This is a genomic window from Parajatrophihabitans canadensis (genome assembly GCF_053764775.1).
Genome location: NZ_CM132445.1, coordinates 1,206,329 through 1,230,124 on the forward strand (window position 1 = coordinate 1,206,329; position 23,796 = coordinate 1,230,124).

Consider the following 23,796-nt stretch of genomic DNA (forward strand, 5'->3'; position numbering starts at 1 on the left):
TTGTTTCTGGCGGTAACGAACGACCGCCCGGGATGAGAGGACGGGCCTGGTGACCGTGACCGCACCGACCCGCGCAACGCCCGCGAGCACGCGCGCCGCGCCGCCACCGCACGTCGCACCCGAGGTTGCTCTGACGCTGATTGCGGTCGGTGCTGCGGCGGTGACCTTTCTGTGGTGGCACGACACCTTCGCCATCCACGGTCTCGGCGACTGGCTGACCAACGCCGGCCGATTGACCGGCCTGTGGGCGGGCTACGCCATCGTCGTCCTCCTCGCGCTGATGGCGCGGGTACCGGCTTTGGATCGCGGTGTCGGGGCGGACCGGTTGGCCCGCTGGCACGCGATGGGCGGCCGGTACACCGTCTGCCTGTCGGTCGCACACACGCTCTTAATCATCTGGGGCTACTCGGTCACCGCCCACACGAACGTCGTTCACCAGACGAGCACGCTCATCACGAGCTACCCCGACGTGCTGATGGCCACGGTCGGCCTCGGTCTGCTGATCGCGGTCGGGGTGAGCTCAGCCAGGGCGGCCCGGCGCAAGCTGCGCTACGAGACCTGGCACTTCATCCACCTGTATACCTACCTCGCGATCGCGCTGATCTTCAGCCACCAGTTCTCGACCGGCGCCGACTTCATCAGCAACGCCCCTGCGCGCTGGCTCTGGTCAGCGATGTATCTCGTGGTGGGCGCGCTGCTGGTCTGGTACCGGTTGCTCGTGCCGGTCTACGGAGCGGTGAAGTACCCGATGCGCGTGGCCGGTGTGACCCGCGAAAACGCCGACACCGTCTCCGTCTACGTCACCGGCCCTTCGATCGCACGGTTACGGGCAGAGTCGGGCCAGTTCTTTCGCTGGCGGTTTCTCACCCGCGAGCTGTGGTGGGCGGCGAATCCCTATTCGCTATCGGCCGCACCGCGACCGGACCTGCTTCGGGTCACGGTCAAGGTGGGAGGCGACCACAGTCGATCGCTGTTGACGCTTGCCCCGGGTACTCGCGTGTTCGCCGAAGGACCCTACGGCGGCCTGACCGCCGACCGGCGCCGCCGGCGCAAGGTACTGCTGATCGCCGGCGGTGTCGGGATCACACCGTTGCGCGCATTGTTCGAGTCGCTGCCCGGACGGCCGGGCGACATCACGCTGCTCTACCGAGCCCGAACCGAACAGGACCTCGTCCTGCGTGGCGAGATCGAAGCAATCGCCAACCACCGTGGCTCTCGCGTGCACTACCTGATGGGCCCGTCCGGTTCAAACCGTCGCGACCAACTATCGCCTGATCGACTGAGCCACCTCGTGCCGGATCTGCGCGACCACGACGTGTACCTCTGCGGACCAGAAACGATGATGGCCACCACCCGCCGGGCACTCATGAAAGCGGGCGTGCCGCGCCGACGCATCCACCACGAATCCTTCAGCTTCTAAAGGCAACCCATGAAACGAGTCATCTTCTCCGTCGTGAGCACGATCCTCGGGCTGGTCGCGCTCCTGAGCTTCAAATCCCATACTCACGTCACAGTCGGAGCGGCCCTGCCGTCCGCTGCGCTCGGCGACTCGTCGAGCGGGTCAGGTGCTAGTCAGGCCCCAACGACGAGCGCCGGCAGTGGACCGAACCCAAGTTCTTCGACCACAGCACCGGCGCCGGCTGCGTCGACACCAGCCACGACGGCGAAAACCTATAACGGCTCGGCAGTAGACACCCGGTACGGGACGGTCCAGGTCGCGGTGACCGTGAACGGCAGCAAGATCACCAACGTCTCATTCCTGCAGCTCACCAGCGACGACGGGCGCTCGGCCGACATCAACAGCCAAGCCGCGCCCCTGTTACTGCAGGAGACGCTCAGCGCCCAAAGCAGCAACATCGACACCATCTCCGGCGCGACCTACACCAGCGAGGGCTACCTGCAATCGCTCCAAAGCGCGCTGGATCAGGCTGGCATCAAATGACCCGGCACACCGCGACCAGCATCAACCTGACCTCATGGCCATGGACAGGCAGGCGGATCGAACACTGCATGGGAACCGTCTTCTCCTTCGATGTCCGCGCGCCCGGATGTGACCCAACCGCCGTCGACAACGCCATCGAATGGCTGCATTGGGTTGATGAAACGTTCTCCACCTACAAACCCGACAGCCAGATCAGCCGTCTCGCCCGAGGCGAACTCGAGGTCACCGATTGCGCGCCTGAGGTAGGGGAGATCCTGGCCCGCTGCGTAGAACTCGACGTCGAGACCGACGGCTACTTCTCCGCCTACGCCAGCGGCCGACTCGACCCATCCGGGCTGGTCAAAGGATGGGCCATCCAACACACCAGCGACCTGCTCAGCCGAGCCGGCTCGCGCAACCACTGCGTCAACGGCGGTGGCGACGTGCACTGCACCGGGACGGCAAATGGCGGCGAACCGTGGCGCGTCGGAATCACAGATCCCCTTCGCACCGGCCAGCTAGCCGCCGTCGTCGTCGGAGCCGACCTCGCGGTTGCGACCTCTGGCAACGCCGAACGAGGTGCCCATATCGTCAACCCCCGCGACCACACGAGCGTTTCCACGCTCGCCAGCGTCACCATCGTCGGGAAGGACCTCGCGTACGCCGACGCGTACGCCACCGCAGCCTTTGCCATGGGCGATCAGGCGCCGGACTGGATAACCACCCTCAACGGATATCAGGGCCTCGTTATCCGCGCTGACGGCAGCCGATGGGAGTCTCCCACCTTCGCGATCGCGTCGTGAACACCCACCGCCACCGAAAGGCAACAGTCGTGCCGCAATCCAGCCCAGCTCGGGGACCACTAGGACCCAGCAGGTGACCCGCCTGACCTACGCAGTCCACGAGCGGTAACCGGTTCTAGCGAGGGCCAGGGCCGACATTCCGACGACCGCGAGCGCTTCGGAAACGGCATCTCGCCGTCAGTACGGCTTGTTCAGCGCAAACTCGACGTCGGCGAAATGGGCGGCGGTCTTCTGTAGTTCCTCAACCGTCCATTGATGATCAGCCACGATCGAGTCGACGATAGCCCACGGCTGAAAGAGATAGACGGCACCGCCGCGTACGAAGAACGACCGGCCGCCGATGGGGCACTCTGGCGTGGCGAGGTAGGCCACGAAGGGCGCGATGTTTGACGGATCGTCCTGATCGAATTCGTCTGCCTGCGCGCGCCGATTCTCGTACCTCTCGGACGCTCCTGGACTGGAAAGGGTCAATCGTGTCCTAGCGGCGGGCGCGATTGCGTTTACCCGAACACCGTAAGGCTGAAGCTCGGAGTGGGCTATCGAGCTAAAGCTGGCGATGCCGCTCTTTGCGGCGCCATAGTTCGTCTGTCCCACGTTGCCGAACAGACCCGAGGTCGATGAAGTATTGATGACGGCCGCCTGGCGTTTGCGTTCAGACTTCGCCTCGCCGCGCCAATAGCGGGCGGCTGCGCGTGTCATCAGAAAGTGCCCGCGCAGGTGAACCCTCATGATCGAATCCCAGTCATCTTCACTCATGTTCACCAGCATCCGGTCGCGAAGAATCCCCGCGTTGTTCACCAGAATGTCCAGTCCCCCGAAGGCCTCGATTGCGGTGTCGATGATGCGCTGGGCGCCGCCGGCATCAGCAACATCGTCGGCATTGGCAACGGCCGAACCGCCCTTTGCGACGATATCTGCGGCGACCTCTTCGGCCGGTGTGGTGTCAGCACCTTGGCCGTCGCCACCACCACCCAGATCGTTGACAACGACGCTTGCTCCTTCTGCCGCCAAGAACAGCGCTTCTTCGCGTCCGACGCCACGACCCGCGCCCGTCACAATCGCCACGCGCCCGCTGAGCGTATTCATGTCGTTACTCCTGCCGGAACGTACGAACCCGCAATCGGGCGGGGTCGAGGTGTGTGGATGCGCTGTGTATGGATGCGATGTGTGTGGATGCGTTGAGGTAGATACCGCGCAATAGTTTAAAGCTACTATCCACGTGGCACCATTGGAAGAGATTGGCCGAAGTCAGCCGTAGCTAGAAGCGAAATGTCGCCTGGCAACGGAGTGCTCGGTCAGGCTTACCGCACCAGAAGATGTCGTGAAGCTCATATTGAGTCGTCGCATAGCGCTATAGCTTTTAAAGCCAGATACGCGCAGAGTGGGGCTCGTCGCGGCCGTGCCAGCAGCAATCTTGTTAGCGGAGAACTTCGCCACTCCAAACTCGGCGCAGATCTCATCAGTTGAGAGGGGTTTTCGCGCTTGCGGACCACGCTTACAGTCGAACGTCTCGGTCACTTCAATCATTTCGCCTCGGACTACCACGCTGCTATGGCTGCGTATCGCAACATCTTCGCCGCGGAGGTGTTTCGCGAATGGCAGGAGCGTGAATTCGGTGGCGAGAACTCGCTCTTCGTCGTCGGTTCCGGTGCCTTCGAGCTCTTCGCGGGATCGGATCCGTCGACCGCGATTGGCGGCTGGGTTGACCGCCATCAGCCAGGCTGGCACTCGATCGAGTGGACAATAGACAGCCTGGATTCGGCTATCGAGACCCTGAGCGAGCGGGGTATTCGGGTCACCGATCGCTCAGCTAGCTACGTGTTCACGCATCCGAAGGATCTCCATGGGCTTTGCCTGGAGCTGACGCCACATCACTTCGATGGTGATCCAAGGGAAGCCGTTGGCTGGCAGCCGACACGTTGGCTCGATGAACACCCACTCGGCCTCTCGGGTAAGGCGACCATGCGCGTCGCGGCCGGCGACTCCGCCGCGTCAGCGCTGGACGTAGCGGCCCTGACGGGCCGTGACGTCGAATTGCGAACACACCCGGACCAAGGGGTGATCGGCCACTCGGTCGCCTTCGCTGACCACGAGGTCGAGTTCGTAAGCGTTCTTAACGGGGAAGTGGCGGCCCCGTTGGCGTATCACATAGCTGCTCACGGGGAACGCATTTTCTGTGTATCAATGCCGGTCATCCATATCGAGCGAGCAAGGGATTATCTCGAATCTCTCCGGGTTGGTGTCACGCGATTTGGAGATTCGCTCCTGATTGACCCGAGCAAGACACAGGGCGCTCTCTTCGAGCTGAGCCCGCAGCGCAGTTAGGCACATCGACGTCGCAGGTTGCGGCGCGTCCTGAGTCCGGAGGTCCATCGTGGGAATACTTGACGGCAGAGTGGCGATCATCACGGGGGCGGCCTCCGGCCAGGGCGCAGCGGAGGCGAAGCTCTTCGCCAGCGAAGGCGCAGCGGTCGTGGTGGCAGACATCCAGGATGCGCTTGGTAAATCGGTGGCCGACGAGATCGGCCCCAACGCCATCTTCACCCATCTCGATGCCTCGGATGAGGCGGGATGGGCCGAGACGGTCGCGCTAGCGATAAAGACCTTTGGGGATCCGAGCATTCTCGTCAACAACGCTGCCATCGTCCACCACAAGCTGATTGAAGACAGCACCCGAGCCGAATTCGACCGAGTGCTCGCCGTGAACCTGGTGGGGCCGTATCTCGGGATCCTTGCGGTACTCGAATCGATGCAGCGGGTCGGCGGCGGTTCGATCGTGAACATCGGCTCAGGAGCCGCTATGAGAGGCTCCGGAGGCAGGGCGCTTTATGGGGCAGCGAAATGGGGGCTGCGCGGCCTGACCAAAGCGGCCTCGGCAGAGTTCGGAGCCTTTCATATTCGAGTGAACTGTATTCAACCCGGTGCGATCGACACTCCCATGCTGCGCCACAGCGATCAGGATCTACCAGCCCCGAAGATAGCGATAGCCCGCTACGGCAGGCCGGAAGAGATCGCAGAGGCAGCTCTGTACTTGGCATCTGATCGCAGTTCGTATGTCACAGGCATCGATCTTCCTGTCGACGGTGGATCGGTCTCGGCCAGCATGGTCATGGACCGTGAGTTGTTCAAGAACCCTGCCGGTGCTGGACATAGCTGACAAGGCAGAACCTATGGCGTTCCTCGTGTAACGCACGGGCGATGGAGGAGGACCTATGAGCAAGGCTGTTGTACTGGGTGGCGGCGGGTCTGTAGGAACCGCTTGGCAAACTGCGCTAATTTCGAGTTGGGCGCAGGCGGGTGTTGATCTGAGCTCGGCCGATCTGATTGTCGGTACATCCGCTGGTGCCGGCGTCGGCGTCCAGGTCGCACTGGGCCAAGACCTCACGAAACAGGTCGAGCGATATCGGGTCTCGCAAAGACGCTACGAATCCGGCGGCCCGACCGCAGTTCTGAATTTCGATGCAGAGCAGAGCAAAACAGTGCGCGACCTCTACGACGACGGCCACGCACGAGGCCGAACGGAGAAATCCTCCCGCCAGCGTATTTCAGATGTGGCAGGGGCAGCAAAGACGATGTCCGAGGACGAATTCTTGCGGACTTTCCGATACTTGAACGGCGAAGCATGGCCACCAAACTATGTGTGCACCACTGTCGACATCGATACCGCGGAATTCGTCGCGCTTGATCACAAGCTTGCCGATGACCTTGTGCGTGGCGTAGCAGCAGCGGTTGCCGTGCCCGCGGTCTACCCGCCGATCACTATTCGAGGTCACCGTTACGTCGATGGTGGGTGCCTATCGACGACGTTCCTGGACCTCGCCGCGGGCCACGACAGAATTCTCTTTGTGTTGATGACCGAGGCTCCGCCGGCAGAGTACGAAGCGGTCGAAGGCTCTGAGCTGCTGACGATTCGTCCTGATGCGGATTCCAGGAGATCCTTTGGTGGCGACATGATGAGTGCGGCGAATGCGTTCGGCGCAGTAGATACGGGGCTGGCCCAGGGTATACGCACCGCAGCTGAGGTTGGTCATTTCTGGAACGACTGATCGTTCGGTCATCTGCCGGTGCCACCCGACCTGATGTGAGCCCGGGCCACAGATTGCCCGGCAGGATAGGATGAAAACCGTTCGTGACAGTGACTGCCATCTCTGCTAGTGTCTGCCGTAACGGAGAATTAAGCGTCGCGCGACTGAGGAGTGGACATTCATGGCATGGGACTTCCAGACTGAGCCGGAATTTCAGGAGAAGCTCGATTGGGTCGAGGAGTTCTGTCGCGAGGAGATCGATCCACTCGATCTCTTGTTTCCGGGGGCGGCAAAGTCACGCGACCCGAAGATGAAGGCGTTGGTCGCTCCGCTCAAACAGCGTGTTAAGCAAGAGGGATTGTGGGCCCTCTTCCTCGATGAAGAGCTGGGCGGTCCTGGCTACGGACAACTCAAGTTGGCACTTCTGAACGAGGTCCTCGGCGCGCATGGGTCCGCGCCGGTAATCTTCGGCACCCAGGGTCCGGACACGGGCAACATGGAGATACTCGCTGCCTACGGCACACCCGAGCAGAAGGCGCGCTGGCTCTACCCATTGATGGAGCAGGAACTGTGGTCGGCCTTCTCAATGACCGAACCGCAGGGTGGTTCTGATCCGTCGCTGTTTCGAACCGCAGCCGTACGCGACGGTGACCATTGGCTGATAAACGGTGAGAAATGGTTCACGAGCTTTGGTAAGGCCGCCGACATACTGCTGGTGATGTGTCAGAACGGGATCTTTGTCGTCGAGCAAGGAACGCCCGGCGTTGAGTGGTTGAGCGGAGCGGGCGATCACGATCATGCCCGCTACAACAATGTCCGCGTTCCACTGGACCACCTACTGGGGCCGGAAGGGGGCGGCAGGACATTGGCTCAGCACCGTTTGGGCGGCGGCCGTATTCATCATGCGATGCGTACGGTTTCGGCCTGTCGAAAGGCGTTCGACATGATGTGCGAACGGGCGCTGTCGCGGACCTCACATGGCAAAACGATTTCCGATCATCAGATGGTTCAAGAGGCGATCGCTGATTCGTACGCCGAACTGAACATGCTGCGACTCCTGGTCCTCTGGACTGCTTGGACGATCGACAACTCCAGCACTCGCGCGGCGCGAACGCAGATCGCCGCCTGTAAGTACACCTGTGCGAAGATCCAGCGGGATATAGTCTTCCGCGCAATCCACGTCTTCGGCTCCCTTGGCGTGACACACCTGACTCCGTTACAGGATATGTGGGCTTCCGTACCGACGCAGTTCATCATGGACGGTCCTAATGAGGTGCATCAAGTGACCGTCGCCCGCAACGTGCTGAAGGGCTATGAGCCGCACGAGGGGGACTGGCCCACTCAGTTCATCCCACACCAACGAGAGGCCGCAAAAAAGAAGTACGCCGCAGTGTTGGCGGCCGACCCGGAACTGGCTGAGCTCGTCGAGCGCTTAGGCCGCGAAGCCTACGAGACGATCTCGTGACCGACGGCGAGGACTTGGATGCCGTGGCGCTCGATACATGGATCGCCGATCAGCTGCCTGCTGCGGGTGAACCAGTGTCGGTCGAACGTATCGGGATGGGTAGCGGGACGGCGAATGCGCTCTATTTCCTGAAGCGCGGCGAACATCAGTGGGTGCTTCGCCGCCCGCCGACCGTGAAGACTCATTCCACCGCGTCGGACACTTTGCGCGAATGGCGGATTCTCACGGCACTTGAGGGAACCGACGTTCCACATCCCGCTCCGAGGGTGCTATGTGAGGATCCATCGATTCTGGGCGTGACGTTCATGATCATGGACAAGGTCGTTGGTTTCACGCCGGGAGCCGGCTTGGAGCCACCCTTCACCATAGATCCCGCGGCCAGGTGGGATATGGCAATGGCCTATGTGGACGGGCTCGTGGAGCTGTCTGGAGTGGATTGGCAGAAGGCTGGCCTCGGAGAGCTGGGCAAACCGCACGGCTTCTTGGAACGCCAGGTCACCCGCTGGCTTGGACAACTCGAGGAATACCGGAGCCGGGAACTGCCGGAGGTCGAGTTTCTCTGTGGCTGGTTGGAGGGCAACCGCCCGTCGATGAGCCCAGCCGCAATTTTGCACGGTGATTACAGCCCATTCAACGTTATGGTCGCTCCCGACCTGCCGGCGAGGTTGTCAGCAATCATCGATTGGGACACCGGGACAATCGGTGACCCACTACTCGACATTGGGCACTTGCTGGCCCGTTGGACCGAGCCCGGTGAGGAACCGATCCTAGGCCCACCCGCGGGCGGGGTCGAGCACTATCCGACACGCGGCGAGATGGCCTGGCGTTACGCCGAGCGGACTGGCCGCGACCTCGCCGCCATCGCGTACTACCAGGCACTGGCCTTGTTCAAACTCGGAGTCATACTCGAGGGACACTATGCACGGGCACGAGCGGGTGGCGTGCCGGATGTCTCCAACTCCATGACGACCATTGTGCCGAGGCTCTTCAGGGGCGCCGCGGCGTTCGCACGTGGCGAGCGGATCTGATGGCCAGCGTCGACAAGGGCGAACTCGAGTCTGCAGATGCTGTCGAGTTGACCGGCACACTACGTTCCCGGTTAGCCGACCGGAGACGGGCGACGGCGATTGCCGAGATCACGAAAGTCGCCCTGACCCTGTTCGCAGAGCGAGGCTTTTCCGAAGTAACGGTGGACGACATTGCCGCCGGTGCTGGAATCTCGCAACGCACATTCTTTCGATATTTCATCAGCAAGGATGATCTCCTTCTGCAGTTCCAGAGCCATCTCGATGAACGGCTGCTAGCGGCGTTTCGTGCCAGACCATCGTCAGAAGGTCCGGTGACCGCGTTGCGAGCTGCCTACGTCGCGACCTCGACTGTCGCTGAGGCGGACCGGCCGCGGATATTGACCGTTGGCCGGCTTCTCCGCGAAACTGCTCAGCTTCGTGGCCGCGCGGCGAGCATCGCACCCGATGAGGATCGAGTAATTGTCGAGTTGGCAAAGCGGATGGGCCTGGATCCCGTCACGGACCCACGTCCCGGTATCGTATTTGCGGCGTCTCGGGCGGCGGCAGCGTTCGCCTGGCAGCGCTGGATAGACGAAGGCGGACCGGGTGACGCGGCAAATTACGTCGACTTCGCGCTTGCGCTTCTTGAGGACGGATTGGCCGCGCAGAATCTGCGTCGCCGACGCCCAGGGACCGTCCGGTGAGCGCGTCTTCGGAGATGTTCGATCTGACCGGGAAAGTTGCTTTGATCACGGGCGGAAGTCGGGGCATCGGGCGTGCCATTGCAGCTGGCTTTGCGGCTGCAGGCGCAGACGTCGTCATCGCCAGCCGGAAGCTGACTGCGTGTCAACAGGTAGCTGCCGAGATCGCTGAATCGACCGGTCAGCGGACCCTCGGCATATCGTGTCACGTCGGTAGATGGGACGAATGCACCGCTTTGGTCGAGCGCATCTACGATACCTTCGGCCGCTGCGACGTGCTCGTCAACAACGCGGGTATGTCTCCGCTCTACCCTGATCTGGCGTCGATAACCGAGGAATACTACGACAAGGTCAGTTCGGTGAACCTGAAGGGTCCATTCCGTCTTGGCACACTTGTTGGTACCCGGATGGCCAAGTCCGGCGGCGGCAGCATCATCAACGTCAGCACGATCGGCTCGTTGAGACCAGGCGCCGACGAACTTGTCTATTCCTGTGCCAAAGCCGGACTGAATGCGCTGACGATCGGACTCTCCGAGGCATTCGGACCAACCGTGCGGTGCAACGGTCTGCTCCCTGGGGCGGTGCTCACTGACATCGCCGAGGCTTGGTCCGCCGAGAGAATTGCTCATACCGCGCGGGTTCCACTCGGCAGGGCCGGCGAAGCTTCGGACTTTGTCGGACCCGCGCTCTGGCTTGCCAGCGACGCCGCGTCAGGCTTTGTCACCGGAGTGCTTGTCCGTGTAGACGGCGGCAACTATCGGCAGATGAGTTGAGAATTCGACAAACGGCAACTGAAAGCAGGGGTCAGACACATGGACCAGTTAGATATGACTGATCGCTGTGCGATCGTGACAGGCGGCGGCCATGGCATCGGTCGAGCGCTGGCGGAGGCCCTGGCTGGGGTGGGCGCCCGGGTGGTGGTTGCTGATGTGCATGAGGCTCGAGCGGTCAAAGTCGCCGAACGTATAGGTGGTCTGGCGGTTGTGTGCGACGTCGGAGATCCCGATTCAATCAACGCACTCGTCCTGCAGGCTGAGCTTGCGTTCGGTCCAGTGCACGCCTTCTGCTCGAACGCCGGGTTCTCTGATCTCGGCGACGGGTTGGCCTCGCGTCGGGATCAGATAGGGCGGATCGTCGATGTCAATCTGCTAGCGCACGTGTGGGCGGCCCAGGCAGTCGTGCCTGGCATGGTGGCACGAGGGGTTGGGTACATCACGCAGACGATCTCGTCCGCAGCATTGATAACCGGACCATCCGGTATGGGCTACACACTGACCAAGCACGGTGCGCTTGGGTTCGCAGAATGGCTCGCGCTGAATTATGGCCATCTCGGTATCGTTATCACCTGCTTGTGTCCGAATGCTGTCAACACCGGGATGCTGGGGCGTAACGAGGATGACGAATCGTCATCGCGGCGCCGCGATGATTCGGTGACTGCCAACATCGGCGATGTTGTTGAACCCGAGGAGTGTGCTGAGCTGACCTTGAAAGCTATGGCTGCGGGTCAGTTTCTGGTGTTGCCGCACTCACGCGTCGGCGAGTCGTTCATCCGCAAGGCGAACGACTACGACGCGTGGATCGCTGGAACCAGCCGTCGATTGCGCCGAATGCGCGGTGAAGATTAGCTCACACGCGGTGTGGGGCCGACCGCTAGACCTTGCAAACACGGATGATTGAGTAGCAAACTGGTCGATTGGCGTTGCCGCGGTCCCGGACCGACACGCGGCAATCGATACTGCTGCCGTCGCGCGCCATCACCTCACACTGCGCCACGAACGGGCCGACCTTTCCGGCTGACAGAGAGTTATACGTGCAATCGGCGACTGATACGTGTCTATCGCTCCAGGCCTTTCTACCGACCAGCAGCGCTTCCTCCTCGCAGAGGAGCTGCGATACGCCCGCGTGCAGAATGCCGCCAGGACCGGCGATTGCCGGTGTCACCTGTGCGATCTGACAGCCATCAGGAAGATGCTCGATGCCGACAGCGTCTAGGACGGCAACTGAAGGCTGTGCGGAAAAGGCGTCATCCGTCGGCAGGTCAGGCGTGCCGACGCTCGGTCCGCCGGCCACCGCGTCGCCAGTCACGGCCCAGGTAATCGTCCCGAATGCTATGAGCCTTTTTGGCCTATGGGCATCCCGGATCTCTCCCTCTGTCACCACCTGGCTCCGGCCGAGCCGCACGATGCGCGTCTCGGATCGCGCCAGCTCGACACCGAGTCCGTTGTCGCGAATGTGCAGAGAGATCTCGGTTGGCACGGCGAGGATCGTGTCAAAGGCATAGGTAGCAAAGGAGTGTTCGAACGCCAGTCCTAGAGGCGCAGCTCGAAGCAGACCGCCAGAGCGGAGGCCATCATTGATGGGCAGGTAGGTTTCACCGGATGACTCGTCGAGCGCTCGCGAGACAATGCCGAGCCGTTGATACAGGTGTTCTTCAGCGAACCCCGGGGCGGCTCCGGTCACGCTAACCTATCGCCTTGACGTTTCCAGGCGGTTCGCCCACGTGGGGGAAGAGATCGAGGAACGCACCGACTGTGATGCGGTGTCGAACCTTCTCGTCCACGCCGTGGAAAAGCTCATGGAGGGTCTTCTGAGTGTGACCGTACGTTCCCTCGAGGTGGGGATAGTCGCTGCCGAACAGGACATTCTGGTACCCCATCGAAGCGACAGCATCTACCGCGGTCTCGTCGTGCTGGAAGGAGACATACACCTGCCGATAGATGTATTCCTTCGGCATCATCGAAAGTTTGGGTCGAACGAACATTCCATGTTGCCGATAGCCCTCATTCATGCGGTCCCCGAGAAAGGGCGCCCAAGCGGCACCACCTTCGGAGATCAAGACCTTCAGGTCTGGATGGCGGTCCAGGGCGCCACCGGCGATCAACTGTGTCGTTGCACGTTGCCCACCATAGGTCGTATCCACGTAGTTGAGAACGGCTCCGCCGGGGCCGCGAAACACCACGGTTTCACCACCGGACCCAATATGTATTGCGAAGACGAGACCGGTCTCTTCGAGCGCCGCCCACAACGGCTCCCAGTAGTCGTGGTTGTAGGTCGGCTGACCGTGCGGCGGAACTGTCGGCATGAACACGGCATAGAAGCCGCGAGACTTCGATCGGTAAGCCTCAGCGACCGCATCCTCGACGTTGAGCAAGGGAAGGGTCGCGGTCGGGATCAGACGACCGGGCGCCACGTCCTGTATCTCTGCAAGCGCCCAATCGTTGAGGGCTGATGCTCCCGCTCGGACTAGTTCCGGGTCCTTGATCATGGTTGCCCACATGCCGACCGAGGGAAACACGACCTCGCCCCAGATGCCCTCTTCGTCGAGATCCTTGAGTCGTTCGTGCGTGTTTCCCGCCCCTGGTGGCCGACTGCCAAGGGCGCCGATTGTCAGCCCTTTGAACTCACCTTCCCGTACTGGGCGGGGGAGCTTTCTTTCGAGAACCTGACCATCGATGTATACGGTCTCCATGCTTCCGTCCGCGCTCTTCACCGAACGGGGCATTCGCTCGGCCAGAGCGGGAGGCAGTGTCTGCTGAAAAATGTCGTCCGGCTCAAGGAAGTGTGAATCGCCGGAGTTTGCCCAGACCTTCTGCTCCATGCTGTTCTCCCAACTGGTGTCGATGAATAGGCTGCGATGGAAATGTCGTGGTCATTGGTTGGAGTTGACCAACTACCGACGGCCGGGTGAGTTGACGATGCTTCGTGCCACGAGCTCTATCGTGTTTCCCTCGGGGTCCTCGAGGAAGGCCACCCGTGAGTCGCCGTGCGTCTGTGGTGCGCGCTGAACCCTGCCGCCTGCCTCCTCGATACCACGCAGTGCCTCGTCGACGTCGGACACGTGGATCGTCACGTACCGGAACCCACTGGCAGCGCGATTTCCTCCCGAGGGATTCGCAAGGGTCGGTACGTCATCGAAGTGAACGATCTTCAGGTGGCCCTTTCCAACTGAGAAAAACCAAACCTTGGCATGGTGGTTCGGCCAGTCAAGCATTTTGTTGAGCGGTAGGCGAAGAACCTGCCCGTAGAAGTGGACCAGAGCGTCCGCGTCTCTGGCTGTAATGGCGACGTCCGGAGGCTCGCCGGTAAGGACGAGATTCATTCGTATGTCCCGTAAAACAGCGCTCCGGAGTGGACCCTCATCGTTCCTCCTCGTAGGCATGCCGCGATGCGGCCCACCACGGCGCGATCGCCTGAGCGCCTCCATCGACGTAGAGCACGTCCCCAGTGACCCAACTGGCTTCGTCGCTGGCTAGGAAGGCAACAGCCCGTCCGACATCCTCTGGCGTACCTTTCCGAGCCAAAGGGTCCAGGTTCAGCAACGCCATGCGCTCTCTGACTTCTTCCGGAAGGCCGGATGGACGGCTCTCGGGCGAAACCGCTCGCGGCACGATGACATTGCACCGTATGCCGTCTGGACCGTATTGAGCGGCAACGTATTTGGAGAGCGCGATGATCGCCGCCTTTGATGTGCCGTAGGCGGTCCTGCCTATATCGCCGCGGAATGCGGAGCCAGAAGAAGTGTTGATGATGGATCCGCCACCGCCCGCCAGCATATGGGGCACGGCATGCTTGCAGCCCAGCATGGTTCCGCGCAGATTGACGATCATCGTTCGATCCCAGACATCGACGTCCATTCGCGCAACGTCCAAATCTCGGGCAACGTGGTCGGCGGATGTAAGCGCGGCGTTGTTGTGCAGGATGTCCAAGCGGCCATGGCGTTCCACCGCTGCGGCCATCAGCGCTTGCATTCCCGCCTCGTCCGATACGTCTACCGTGAAAGGGGTCGCTTCGATTCCGCTTGATGCGAGATCGGCTGCGGCGTCCGTAGCGCGCCGACCGTCGATGTCGGCTACCAGTACGCTCGCCCCCTGCCTGCCGAGTACCCGCGCGCTGCCCTTACCGATACCTGCACCAGCCCCTGTGACGACCGCGACCTTACCGTCCAAGGGAGTTCCAATTGCCATGAGTTCGTTACCTTTCGACAACCAAGAGCCCAGCTGATCGCTTGAGTCTGACGACCAGCTGCGAGGTTTGCGGAACCCTTGGAAAGATAGCAAAGATATGGCGGAATCGGAACGGCTCGCTCCACGCTAGTCGCAGTATGCGAGCAGGCTTCGCGGTCTTTGCGTGATCGCCGCCAGATTGTGGGAGAGAACTCGTGCTTAGCGCATGCAGGCTTTAGAGTAATGATTATGTACATTGCAGTACGCGGTCGGATAGGTGCTGCGAGAGGGAAGCGTAGTTCGAGCCTCGCGCCTGAGAGCGTGCGCCGTCAGACGGCGATACTTGCCGTTCCGCCCCAGGCCGAGGGGTGAACGCACGCCACAGCGGGCGTCGACGTCAATATGATCCTGCGACCGAAGTGCAGATGCTGCTGCGTGCTGCCGAAGTAGTGATGAAACGCGATGACCTCCGCGATGTGAGGCTAAACGAGATCCTTGCGGAGGCCGGCTTGGCGACGCGAGCGTTCTACCGGCACTTCGACTCGAAGGTCGACCTTGTCGCGGCCGTCCAGCGCCGCGACTCCGAGCGCGCCGCCGTGCGCATTCGCAAGCATATGACTGCCGCGACCTTGCCGTGGAATGCGGTCGAAGCGTGGGTGCGAGAGCTCGTTGGCCTCGCATGTGACCCGCGCAAGGCGCGGCGAATCGTGATGGTTGACGCCTCGCCGGCATCACGTATCGGACCAGGTCCAGCGCACGACTATTGCGTAGCGGTCATGACCGCCCCGCTCTTGGAGGCTCTGGAGCGAGGTCACGCCCAGGGGAGTCTGCAGGGAACCAGCCCTGAACCCGATGCCGCCACTATCTACGCGATTTGCGTTGAGACCATCCGCAGATGTCGTGATGGCCGGTCCGCCTTTACCGCAGGCGAGGCATGCGAGTACGTCTTACGATTCTGTCGGGCGGCGCTTCGACCTGTGACCGGTCCTCAGGACATGATTCTGAGCGGCGCATCAGGCAGTCTTCAGCGCCGCATTCAGGCGTCGGACTAAGTCGGTGTCGGCGGTTCTTCGGACCGGCAGATATTCACGGATATGGATGCCAGCGACGTGAATGATGTGCCCTGAGATGTCGGCAGCCTCGTCTGAAACCAGGTAGCCGAGGGCGGCGGCGACATGAGCGGGATCAAGGTCGAGCAGCTTCGATGATGACGATTTATCGATGGTCTCAGCGGACATCCGTGTTCTGGCACCTGGGGAAAGACCGTTGACCGTGATTCCAGACCCCGAGTATTCGGCGGCGGCCGCGAGAGTGGCCGACCACACGGCAGCCTTGGCAGCACCGTAAAGGGGGCCGCCGCCAGTGGGCGTGAGGGCGACCTCCGACACTGTATTGACGATGCGTCCCCAGCCTCGTTCGCACATATGCGGCAGGGCGGCTCGCATAGTTCCAAGCGTGCCGACTAAATGCACATCGAACATCTTGTGCAGGAAGGTCTCTTCTATGTCCGGGAGCAGACCTCCACCAACTATGCCGGCGTTGTTCACTACGATGTCGATCTGGCCAAACGTAGTCACAGCGGTGGCCACTGCCTGCGCCGCACCCGAGAACGACGAGATATCTGAATAGTCAGCCACCGCGGTGCCGCCCGCATCGTTGATGTCCTTGACGACATCTTCAGCCACGGTCGCGGTAGCGCCCGAGCCGTCGACGTCTTTGCCAACGTCATTTACGACGACCTTGGCGCCGGCCCGGGCGAGCGCGATCACGTGCGCACGGCCGATTCCTCGACCGGCACCAGTGACCAGCGCTACGCGCCCGGCAAGCTCACCATGTGGCATGACCTGTTGAGACGATTACGCGTCAACCAGGTCTTTCTGGTTGCCCGGAGGTTCGCCGACGTGTGGGAAAAGGTCAAGAAATGCCCCCACTGTGATGCGATGCCGAACCTGCTCATCGACGCCATTGAACAACTCGCCGAGCGTCTTCTGGGTATGGCCGTAGGTACCTTCCAGATGAGGGTAATCACTTCCGAACATCACGTTTTGATATCCCATTGAAGTGACAGCATCGACCGCGGTCTCGTCATGTTGGAACGAAACGTAGACCTGCCGGTAGATGTATTCCTTCGGCAGGAGCGAGAGTTTGGGTCGAACGAACATTCCATGTTGGCGATAGCCCTCGTTCATCCGGTCGCCGAGGAACGGTGCCCAAGCGGCCCCGCCTTCGGAGATGAGCACCTTAAGATCGGGATGCCGATCCAACGCGCCGCCGGCGATCAACTGGGTAGTGGCGCGCTGACCGCCATAGGTCGTGTCTACGTAGTTCAATACGGCCCCACCGGGACCGTGGTACATGACCGTCTCACCGTCCGTTCCGATGTGGATCGTAAGGATCATGCCGGTCTCCTCCAGCGCCGCCCACAAAGGTTCCCAGACATCGTGGTTGTAACTCGGCTGGCCGTGCGGCGGGACTGTCGGCAGATACGCGGCGCGCAGATTCATCGCCGCCGCCCGATGGACTTCAGCCACCGCATCACCGATGTCGGCCAAGGGAAGCATCGCGGTGGCGACGAGGCGATTCGGCGAGACATCCTGGATCTCTTCGAGCGCCCAATCATTGAGTGCCTTGGCACCCTCGCGGATTAGAGCTGGGTCCTTGATCATGTTCGCCCACATACCAAGAGAGGGGAATACGACCTCTCCCCAGATGCCCTCTTGATCGAGGTCCTTCAACCGCTCCCGAGTGTCGCCGGAACCTGGCGGCCGGGAGGACAGGGTGTTGATCGTCTCTCCGGCGTGCTCGCCGTCCCTGAGCGGTCGGGGCAGTTTGCGATGAATCACCTGGCCATCGATGTAGACCGTCTCTGAGTCACCCGACTCGCTCTTAACCGCGCGTGGCATGCGCTCAGCTAGGTTCTTCGGCAGCCGCTCGTCAAATAGATTTGCTGGCTCCAGGAAGTGCGAGTCGCCGGAGTTCGCCCAGATTTTCTGCTGCATCGTTGTCATCTCCTTCGACCGTGTAGCTCGCAATGCGTGCCCTCATACTTAAACCGTAGAAGACTTCTGTCAATTGCGCGCTGTAGATCGTCATCGTTGTGGGCCATATGCGATGTGGTCTTGTGGTGGTCTTGTGCTACTGCTTGGCGAACGTCTCTCTCGCAGGCAGGCTCGCGAGCGGCGTCTGGTTCGGTGGCCGTCAACGAGCATGCAGTGACCGTCCACGGCAAAGCTGTTCCTGGGTCAGGCCTTTGGACAACCCTACGTCTATCCGTTCCTATATGTAAATCATTTTGCGAGATCAATGACACGATGGCTGTCAGTGATCGCGGCCATGCCACACTGCGGGTGCCGCCGCGAACCACGCGACGTGCCCGCTCATAGAGGGAGAATCAAATGGGAGCCCAGCGGTTTCTGGTAGAAGCCGGTCACATCATGATGTTCGCCAGAGCAATCGGCGACAATAACCCCGCCTACGTCAACCTGTCGGCCGGTCAGGACGTGATCGCGCCGCCGACCTTCACCATGGCTTCGGCGCAGTTTGATCCCGACTATTCACTGCGACCAAACTTCCATCAGCCTTGGATGGGCTCCGCTAAGGAGGCGACGGGCGTTGTGCGGCAGGTTGAGGACACCGGGACTGGTCTGCACGCAGAGCAACACTTTACGTATCACCGGCCCATCCGTGCAGGTGACGTCCTCCGAGCGGAGTCCAGGTCCGGTAAGACGTGGGAGAAGGACGGCCGGCGAGGTGGGAAACTCCGGTTCAGCGAGCGGATCGTGGACTATTTTGACAGCCAGGACGAGCTGGTCGTGACGGCACGTTCAGTCGGCGTGCGGACGGAACGCACTCCGGGAGAGACGGCTTCGTGACCGCCGGGTCGAAGGTCGAGCTGCGCGTAGGTGAGACGCGACGACTCGTCGTCGTCGACAACCTGACTCGGACACAGGTGGTGATGTACGCCGGCGCCTCCGGCGACTACAACCCGCTTCACTCGGACGAGCCGTATGCCAAAGCGATGGGATTTCCCGGAATCTTCGCCCATGGCATGCTGACCATGGGCCTAACGGGAAGGTTTCTTACTGATTGGCTCGGTACCGCCACTCTCAAGACGTTCGGTGTTCGTTTCAGCGGCCAGGTCTGGCCGGGTGACACGCTGACTACCAGTGGCAAGGTAACTGCCCTGGACTCCACACCGGATGGCACCTTGGCCTCCATCGACCTGCTGACGGCAAACCAATCCGGAACCCCCGTGCTAGAAGGCACCGCTACCGCACTGCTCGATAGTTGAGTGCTGCATACGGAGGGCATCGATCCTTATGAAGCTTGGCCTGATCTCAGACGTGCACTGCGCGTACGACACGCTTAAGGAGACACTTGCCGAGTTTTCGGACCAAGTTGACGAGGTGTTGTTGGCAGGCGACGCGCTGTATGAGTACCGCTTCAACAACGAGGTCATCGAACTAATCCGGGAACACCAGATCCGATACATCCTCGGCAATCACGAGGAGGTATTGCTCGGGCCACACGGAAAGCGCGCGCTGAGCGCACCGTTTGTGAAAGCAGCCAACGTTGATTTTGTGCGGACTATCGGAACTCACCTCGAGACGGTCATCGACGGTAAGAGGCTGCTGATGGCACATGGGAGTCCGTGGGCCCCTCACAACCAATACGTCCACGCGAACAGTTCGGTTCTCGAACGTACGTCGTCCCTGGGGGTCGACTTCCTGGTGCTTGGGCACACTCACATACCGATGGAGGTCCGTATCGGACACACCTTGGTGGTGAACCCAGGTTCGTTGGAGCAATCGCGGGAGCGCGGCCAGCAGGGATGTATCTCCTATGCAGTGTTGGACACCGCTGAAGGCGCGGTGGAGTTCCACCGCCGACCGATTACACGTAGAACCGAAGCTGCGGTGACGTCACGGGTCGCGGGCTGAGGGCTTCGAGCCGCCAGCTACCGCCCGAGACATGTCGACTGTACAAACCGTTAGCGGTATGGTGGCTGACACTGCGGGATCAGTTCTGGAATTAAGCCATACCCAGGCCGCCACGACGCAGCTGAGCGCCTGCCTGTCTTGGGCCGTAACGTTCGCCTGCGAGATTGCATGTGCCCCGGAATACGGGGCAGCGGGCCGCTTTTGGCCCTCAGATCGGGTAGCTCTTCGTCATCAGATGGCTACAGACTTGAAACGGATTTGAAGGATTCATAGACATCCGCTGAATGATGTGCCAAATTAAGCGACACCCGCCGGAGCCATCTCATCACCTGCCATCGCAGCCACCTCTTCTGGAGGGAACCATGCTCGAAATCAAGAACCTTGTCGCGGGTTACGGCGACACGACTGTGCTACGCGACGTTTCATTGACCGTCCCCGAGAGCAGCGTGGTCGCCCTCCTCGGCCCGAATGGTGCGGGAAAGACCACCCTGTTACGGGTGCTCTCGGGAACCTTGAAGCCGCGCTCGGGAAAGATTCTCTTCGACGACGTTGACATCACGTCTCGGCGTCCGTATCAACGGGCCAAGCTCGGCATTTGCCATATTCCTGAGGGTCGCGGGATCTTCCCGTCTCTCACAGTGAAGGAAAATCTCATTCTGCACTCACGGAAGGGCGAAGAGCGCAAGAGCATCGAAAGCGCGGGAGATGCGTTTCCGATTCTCGGCAAACGCCTGAGCCAGACGGCTGGAAGCATGAGTGGCGGTGAGCAGCAAATGCTGGCGCTGGTCCGCGCCTATGTTCGGTCTCCAAAGCTTGTGCTGGTAGACGAGGCGTCCATGGGTCTGGCCCCGGTCATTGTCGACCAGATATTCGAATTCCTAAAAGGGATAGTCCAGGCCGGAAGCTCGCTCTTGCTTGTCGAGCAGTACGTAACCCGGGCACTCGCGTTGTCCGAAACGGCTTACATTCTCACTCGTGGCGAGATCGTGTTCAGCGGCAAATCCACAGAGCTCGAGGGTGAGGACATCTTCAGTCGTTACCTGGGCGTAGAAGTAGCCGCGACGTAAACCGAACCCACCGACTGCCGTCGCTCCTAGCAGGAATCTGGAGAACACGTGTCAAGCCTATTTCCCTTCCTCATCATCGGTCTCACATCAGGTGCCTTGTACGGTCTGGCGGGGACAGGTCTCGTTCTGACATATAAGACGTCTGGCGTGTTCAACTTCGCGCACGGCGCGATCGCGACAGTGACAACATATGTCTTCTACGTCATATCGGTCAGCCATGGTCTGAGCTGGCAAGTGGCAGCGTTTATAAGTGTTTTCGTGATTGGACCGATCATCGGTTTGCTCATGGAGCAATTCGCTAGACGACTCGCTGTGTGTACAACTGCGATCAAGATCGTCGGAACGCTCGGCATAGTTTTGTTGGTACAGGCCTTGGCGTCAGCTAAGTACGGAACCACGCCGCGACCGATTCCGACGTTCCTGCCTCAAGACACCATTCAGGTCGGTAGCCAGCTCACAATCGGGTACGACCAGTTGATCATCATAGGGATCTCACTCGTGTCGGTCGTGGGGCTTTACACGCTGCTACGACGGACCAGGCTCGGTACGGCCATGAGAGCGGTGGTCGACAATCCAGAGCTCCTCGACCAGCAGGGGATCAACCCACGCGCTGTGCGTCGTGCGTCCTGGATCATCGGTTCGACATTCGCGTCGCTCTCGGGTGTGTTGCTCGCACCGAATGTTGGGCTTGATGCCCTGTTGCTCACCCTGCTCGTCGTGCAGGCTTTCGGTGCGGCCGCTATTGGCGCGTTCTCCAGCTTGCCAATGACCTATGTGGGTGGCCTCGTGATCGGCCTCGCGTCATCGATCACCACCAAATACATCCACGGAGATGGCTTCCTCGCAGGTCTGCCACCTAGCATCCCGTTCATAGCGCTCTTCCTGGTACTGGTCCTGATGCCGAAATCCAAGCTCGTGGACCGACGGGTCACGCAGGCTCGCCCTCAGCCGACCTGGCGAGCGCCGGCCCGGATTCAAATCATTGGCGGAGGCCTGTTCTTCGTGCTGCTCGTCATCGCGCCAGCCTTCGCCGGCGCGCGGCTGACAGTCTTCACCGCTGGTTTGACGAGCGCCATGCTCTTCCTTTCGCTGGGCTTGCTCGTCAAGACGTCGGGGCAGGTCTCGCTGGCGCATGCTGGCTTCGCCGCGGTAGGTGCCGCCGCGTTCTCGCATCTCATGAGTGGTACGGGGCTTCCCTGGTTACTGGCCGTCTTGGTCGCGGGACTGGTCGCCGTGCCAGTTGGTGCATTTATCGCGATACCGGCGATTCGCCTGTCAGGGTTGTACCTTGCGTTAGCGACGTTCGGATTCGGAATCGTCTTGGAACAGATGTTCTATACCCGACCCTTTATGTTCTCGCGATTTACGTCGGGTGTACCCGCACCGCGCCCCCATCTGAGCTGGTTGAGCCTTGATAGCGACAAGGGCTACTACTACGTGGTGTTGGCCATGGTCGTATTCTTCGCCGCCGGCGTTGTCATGATCACCAGGATGCGGCTAGGCCGTCTGCTCCGGGCGATGTCCGATTCGCCGCTGGCACTCTCGACTATGGGAGTGAGCCTCAACGTCACTCGCGTTATGGTCTTCTGTCTTTCTGCATACATCGCCGCGATTTCTGGAGCGCTGACCGCAAGCCTCTCACTGCAGATCAGCGGTCAGTCATTCGCGTCCTTCACATCGCTGACGATGTTCGTGCTTCTCATGATCGTTGGCGGTGGTGTCCCTTGGTACGCGTTCCAGGCTGGCATCGGGCTCTCTGTCATTCCGACGTTCTTCAGCGGGATCAACGTGACTTACTACTTTCAGGCGCTATTCGGATTCTCCGCGATCCTGATAGCAATCCAGGGGGGCCAACCAGCCGGCGCGGACCGGATTAGGCACTTGGTCGACCGGCTAGGTGGCCGAAAGCCTGCGCTCGCGGGTGCCGCAGGTGCCGCGCTTCAAGTCAGCGAACCGAAACCGCGAGTCGCCGCCACAAGGGCGTCTGGGCTGATTGGCGCAGGCACGGTGGCCTCAGCGGTCGAATCGCCGAAGTCGGCGGCACCCAAGCCGGGTAGAACGGGCTTGAAGATCGAGAACCTCACCGTTCGGTACGGCGGCGCGGTGGCCGTCAACTCGTTGAACTTGGAAGCACCAACGGGCCGAATCACCGGGCTCATCGGACCCAACGGAGCGGGCAAGACTACGTCGTTCAATGCCTGCTCGGGCTTGGTTCGTCCGTCTGAAGGCAAGGTGTACCTACACGGCAAGGACGTGACGTCAGTCGGTTCACCCGCCCGCGCCAGGCTCGGCCTGGGACGGACATTCCAGAAGATGGAGCTGTTTGATTCTCTGACCGTCCGAGAGAACGTTGCACTCGGAGTGGAAGCGACCATGGCCGGGAAGAACCCGCTTCGTCAACTCGCCGCGCGCCGCTCCGACCGCATCCTCATGGGCGAACAGACGGAAGAAGCAATCTCCCGCTGCGGGTTAGGTGACCTCGCTGAGTTGCAGGCCGGCCTCTTGTCGACCGGTCAGCGTCGACTCGTCGAGTTGGCCCGGTGTCTGGTCGGCCCATACGACATGCTCTTGCTTGATGAACCATCGTCGGGCCTGGACAGCGCGGAGACCGCAGTCTTCGGCGAGATCCTCTGTCGCACCGTGGCGGAGCGCGGATTGGGCATTCTCCTTGTGGAGCACGACATGAGCTTGGTCCTGAGCGTCTGCAACTACCTCTACGTCTTGGACTTCGGACAGTTGATCGAGGAGGGCAACGCTGCACAGATCTCCAACAGCGACGCTGTCCGCAAGGCGTACCTCGGCGACGACGACGTATCGGACTATGTGCAATCACAGCCGTCTGCAATTGCAGTCGAAACGGCTTGATAGGGCGAGTCAATCTCGATCGCAGCGGGCTGGTGCCGTCACGTATCGCGAGTGACGTA

Annotated in this window: 24 protein-coding genes; 17 read left to right on the forward strand and 7 right to left on the reverse strand. The window is 61.1% G+C overall.

Features of this window, described 5'->3' with window-relative positions:
• Nucleotides 1-49: 49 nt before the first annotated feature.
• Genes ACSMXN_RS05885 through ACSMXN_RS05895 form a run of 3 tightly spaced genes read left to right on the forward strand, consistent with a single transcriptional unit; the run spans nt 50 to nt 2,724 of the window.
• On the forward strand, nt 50-1,420 hold the full coding sequence (locus ACSMXN_RS05885; RefSeq protein WP_022914947.1) for a ferredoxin reductase family protein: 1,371 nt from the start codon (nt 50-52) through the stop codon (nt 1,418-1,420).
• Between the two features lie 9 nt (nt 1,421-1,429).
• The gene (locus ACSMXN_RS05890) at nt 1,430-1,942 is read left to right on the forward strand and encodes an FMN-binding protein (RefSeq protein WP_022914946.1); all 513 of its coding nucleotides are present in this window, start codon (nt 1,430-1,432) and stop codon (nt 1,940-1,942) included.
• Nucleotides 1,939-2,724: an FAD:protein FMN transferase gene (locus ACSMXN_RS05895; RefSeq protein WP_022914945.1), complete on the forward strand. Its 786-nt coding sequence runs from the start codon at nt 1,939-1,941 to the stop codon at nt 2,722-2,724. The genes ACSMXN_RS05890 and ACSMXN_RS05895 overlap by 4 nt, the downstream gene beginning before the upstream one ends.
• Nucleotides 2,725-2,901: 177 nt before the next feature.
• Here ACSMXN_RS05895 and ACSMXN_RS05900 read toward each other — a convergent pair whose 3' ends face one another.
• Nucleotides 2,902-3,810, reverse strand: coding sequence for an SDR family NAD(P)-dependent oxidoreductase (locus ACSMXN_RS05900; RefSeq protein ID WP_022914944.1), 909 nt, complete (start codon nt 3,808-3,810; stop codon nt 2,902-2,904).
• A gap of 396 nt (nt 3,811-4,206) precedes the next feature.
• Between ACSMXN_RS05900 and ACSMXN_RS05905 the strand changes: the two genes are divergently transcribed.
• From ACSMXN_RS05905 to ACSMXN_RS05940, 8 genes are all read left to right on the forward strand, one after another.
• Nucleotides 4,207-5,049: a VOC family protein gene (locus ACSMXN_RS05905; RefSeq protein WP_155958506.1), complete on the forward strand. Its 843-nt coding sequence runs from the start codon at nt 4,207-4,209 to the stop codon at nt 5,047-5,049.
• 49 nt (nt 5,050-5,098) lie between these two features.
• Nucleotides 5,099-5,881 (forward strand): glucose 1-dehydrogenase, encoded by a 783-nt coding sequence (locus tag ACSMXN_RS05910; protein WP_022914942.1) that lies wholly within the window; start codon nt 5,099-5,101, stop codon nt 5,879-5,881.
• Between the two features lie 55 nt (nt 5,882-5,936).
• A complete protein-coding gene (locus tag ACSMXN_RS05915; protein ID WP_022914941.1) occupies nt 5,937-6,770 on the forward strand; it encodes a patatin-like phospholipase family protein in 834 nt (277 codons plus the stop codon).
• 160 nt (nt 6,771-6,930) lie between these two features.
• On the forward strand, nt 6,931-8,214 hold the full coding sequence (locus ACSMXN_RS05920) for an acyl-CoA dehydrogenase family protein (protein ID WP_022914940.1): 1,284 nt from the start codon (nt 6,931-6,933) through the stop codon (nt 8,212-8,214).
• Nucleotides 8,211-9,242 carry a phosphotransferase family protein gene (locus tag ACSMXN_RS05925; RefSeq protein WP_022914939.1) on the forward strand — a complete coding sequence of 344 codons (1,032 nt, stop codon included), beginning with the start codon at nt 8,211-8,213 and terminating at the stop codon, nt 9,240-9,242. Before ACSMXN_RS05920 ends, ACSMXN_RS05925 begins: the two co-directional genes overlap by 4 nt.
• A complete protein-coding gene (locus ACSMXN_RS05930) occupies nt 9,242-9,925 on the forward strand; it encodes a TetR family transcriptional regulator (protein WP_022914938.1) in 684 nt (227 codons plus the stop codon). Before ACSMXN_RS05925 ends, ACSMXN_RS05930 begins: the two co-directional genes overlap by 1 nt.
• Nucleotides 9,922-10,695 carry a glucose 1-dehydrogenase gene (locus ACSMXN_RS05935; RefSeq protein WP_027139847.1) on the forward strand — a complete coding sequence of 258 codons (774 nt, stop codon included), beginning with the start codon at nt 9,922-9,924 and terminating at the stop codon, nt 10,693-10,695. The genes ACSMXN_RS05930 and ACSMXN_RS05935 overlap by 4 nt, the downstream gene beginning before the upstream one ends.
• A gap of 54 nt (nt 10,696-10,749) precedes the next feature.
• Nucleotides 10,750-11,547 carry an SDR family oxidoreductase gene (locus ACSMXN_RS05940; RefSeq protein ID WP_051149012.1) on the forward strand — a complete coding sequence of 266 codons (798 nt, stop codon included), beginning with the start codon at nt 10,750-10,752 and terminating at the stop codon, nt 11,545-11,547.
• A 25-nt stretch (nt 11,548-11,572) separates the two neighbouring features.
• Here the strand turns inward: ACSMXN_RS05940 and ACSMXN_RS05945 are convergent, their stop codons facing one another.
• From ACSMXN_RS05945 to ACSMXN_RS05960, 4 genes are all read right to left on the reverse strand, one after another.
• Complete coding sequence (locus ACSMXN_RS05945; protein WP_022914935.1) at nt 11,573-12,382, reverse strand: hypothetical protein; 810 nt, start codon at nt 12,380-12,382, stop codon at nt 11,573-11,575.
• 1 nt (nt 12,383) lies between these two features.
• On the reverse strand, nt 12,384-13,520 hold the full coding sequence (locus ACSMXN_RS05950; RefSeq protein ID WP_022914934.1) for an amidohydrolase family protein: 1,137 nt from the start codon (nt 13,518-13,520) through the stop codon (nt 12,384-12,386).
• A gap of 72 nt (nt 13,521-13,592) precedes the next feature.
• Nucleotides 13,593-14,021: a VOC family protein gene (locus ACSMXN_RS05955; RefSeq protein WP_022914933.1), complete on the reverse strand. Its 429-nt coding sequence runs from the start codon at nt 14,019-14,021 to the stop codon at nt 13,593-13,595.
• A gap of 37 nt (nt 14,022-14,058) precedes the next feature.
• A complete protein-coding gene (locus ACSMXN_RS05960) occupies nt 14,059-14,886 on the reverse strand; it encodes an SDR family oxidoreductase (RefSeq protein ID WP_022914932.1) in 828 nt (275 codons plus the stop codon).
• 404 nt (nt 14,887-15,290) lie between these two features.
• On the opposite strand from ACSMXN_RS05960, the gene ACSMXN_RS05965 reads away from it, so the two are divergent.
• The gene (locus tag ACSMXN_RS05965; RefSeq protein ID WP_455407770.1) at nt 15,291-15,917 is read left to right on the forward strand and encodes a TetR/AcrR family transcriptional regulator; all 627 of its coding nucleotides are present in this window, start codon (nt 15,291-15,293) and stop codon (nt 15,915-15,917) included.
• On the opposite strand, the gene ACSMXN_RS05970 is transcribed toward ACSMXN_RS05965, so the two are convergent.
• Nucleotides 15,879-16,706 carry an SDR family NAD(P)-dependent oxidoreductase gene (locus ACSMXN_RS05970; RefSeq protein ID WP_022914930.1) on the reverse strand — a complete coding sequence of 276 codons (828 nt, stop codon included), beginning with the start codon at nt 16,704-16,706 and terminating at the stop codon, nt 15,879-15,881. The genes ACSMXN_RS05965 and ACSMXN_RS05970 overlap by 39 nt on opposite strands.
• A 15-nt stretch (nt 16,707-16,721) precedes the next feature.
• Nucleotides 16,722-17,864: an amidohydrolase family protein gene (locus ACSMXN_RS05975; protein WP_035944508.1), complete on the reverse strand. Its 1,143-nt coding sequence runs from the start codon at nt 17,862-17,864 to the stop codon at nt 16,722-16,724.
• Nucleotides 17,865-18,260: 396 nt separating this feature from the next.
• Here ACSMXN_RS05975 and ACSMXN_RS05980 point away from each other — a divergent pair, with 396 nt between their 5' ends.
• From ACSMXN_RS05980 to ACSMXN_RS06000, 5 genes are all read left to right on the forward strand, one after another.
• The gene (locus ACSMXN_RS05980; RefSeq protein ID WP_022914928.1) at nt 18,261-18,737 is read left to right on the forward strand and encodes an FAS1-like dehydratase domain-containing protein; all 477 of its coding nucleotides are present in this window, start codon (nt 18,261-18,263) and stop codon (nt 18,735-18,737) included.
• Nucleotides 18,734-19,156 (forward strand): MaoC/PaaZ C-terminal domain-containing protein, encoded by a 423-nt coding sequence (locus tag ACSMXN_RS05985; RefSeq protein WP_022914927.1) that lies wholly within the window; start codon nt 18,734-18,736, stop codon nt 19,154-19,156. Before ACSMXN_RS05980 ends, ACSMXN_RS05985 begins: the two co-directional genes overlap by 4 nt.
• 28 nt (nt 19,157-19,184) lie before the next feature.
• Complete coding sequence (locus ACSMXN_RS05990) at nt 19,185-19,805, forward strand: metallophosphoesterase family protein (RefSeq protein WP_022914926.1); 621 nt, start codon at nt 19,185-19,187, stop codon at nt 19,803-19,805.
• Between the two features lie 362 nt (nt 19,806-20,167).
• The gene (locus tag ACSMXN_RS05995) at nt 20,168-20,872 is read left to right on the forward strand and encodes a branched-chain amino acid ABC transporter ATP-binding protein (RefSeq protein WP_022914925.1); all 705 of its coding nucleotides are present in this window, start codon (nt 20,168-20,170) and stop codon (nt 20,870-20,872) included.
• A gap of 48 nt (nt 20,873-20,920) precedes the next feature.
• Nucleotides 20,921-23,737: a branched-chain amino acid ABC transporter permease/ATP-binding protein gene (locus tag ACSMXN_RS06000; RefSeq protein WP_022914924.1), complete on the forward strand. Its 2,817-nt coding sequence runs from the start codon at nt 20,921-20,923 to the stop codon at nt 23,735-23,737.
• Nucleotides 23,738-23,796: the final 59 nt, after the last annotated feature.

What these genes read in the sequence shown, in the direction of transcription:
- ACSMXN_RS05890 (WP_022914946.1), top strand. Translation starts at nt 1,430, where the DNA reads ATGAAACGAGTCATCTTCTCCGTCGTGAGCACGATCCTCGGGCTGGTC.
- ACSMXN_RS05895 (WP_022914945.1), top strand. Translation starts at nt 1,939, where the DNA reads ATGACCCGGCACACCGCGACCAGCATCAACCTGACCTCATGGCCATGG.
- ACSMXN_RS05900 (WP_022914944.1), bottom strand. Translation starts at nt 3,810, where the DNA reads ATGAATACGCTCAGCGGGCGCGTGGCGATTGTGACGGGCGCGGGTCGT.
- ACSMXN_RS05915 (WP_022914941.1), top strand. Translation starts at nt 5,937, where the DNA reads ATGAGCAAGGCTGTTGTACTGGGTGGCGGCGGGTCTGTAGGAACCGCT.
- ACSMXN_RS05920 (WP_022914940.1), top strand. Translation starts at nt 6,931, where the DNA reads ATGGCATGGGACTTCCAGACTGAGCCGGAATTTCAGGAGAAGCTCGAT.
- ACSMXN_RS05930 (WP_022914938.1), top strand. Translation starts at nt 9,242, where the DNA reads ATGGCCAGCGTCGACAAGGGCGAACTCGAGTCTGCAGATGCTGTCGAG.
- ACSMXN_RS05940 (WP_051149012.1), top strand. Translation starts at nt 10,750, where the DNA reads ATGACTGATCGCTGTGCGATCGTGACAGGCGGCGGCCATGGCATCGGT.
- ACSMXN_RS05950 (WP_022914934.1), bottom strand. Translation starts at nt 13,520, where the DNA reads ATGGAGCAGAAGGTCTGGGCAAACTCCGGCGATTCACACTTCCTTGAG.
- ACSMXN_RS05955 (WP_022914933.1), bottom strand. Translation starts at nt 14,021, where the DNA reads ATGAATCTCGTCCTTACCGGCGAGCCTCCGGACGTCGCCATTACAGCC.
- ACSMXN_RS05960 (WP_022914932.1), bottom strand. Translation starts at nt 14,886, where the DNA reads ATGGCAATTGGAACTCCCTTGGACGGTAAGGTCGCGGTCGTCACAGGG.
- ACSMXN_RS05965 (WP_455407770.1), top strand. Translation starts at nt 15,291, where the DNA reads ATGCTGCTGCGTGCTGCCGAAGTAGTGATGAAACGCGATGACCTCCGC.
- ACSMXN_RS05970 (WP_022914930.1), bottom strand. Translation starts at nt 16,706, where the DNA reads ATGCCACATGGTGAGCTTGCCGGGCGCGTAGCGCTGGTCACTGGTGCC.
- ACSMXN_RS05975 (WP_035944508.1), bottom strand. Translation starts at nt 17,864, where the DNA reads ATGCAGCAGAAAATCTGGGCGAACTCCGGCGACTCGCACTTCCTGGAG.
- ACSMXN_RS05980 (WP_022914928.1), top strand. Translation starts at nt 18,261, where the DNA reads ATGGGAGCCCAGCGGTTTCTGGTAGAAGCCGGTCACATCATGATGTTC.
- ACSMXN_RS05990 (WP_022914926.1), top strand. Translation starts at nt 19,185, where the DNA reads ATGAAGCTTGGCCTGATCTCAGACGTGCACTGCGCGTACGACACGCTT.
- ACSMXN_RS05995 (WP_022914925.1), top strand. Translation starts at nt 20,168, where the DNA reads ATGCTCGAAATCAAGAACCTTGTCGCGGGTTACGGCGACACGACTGTG.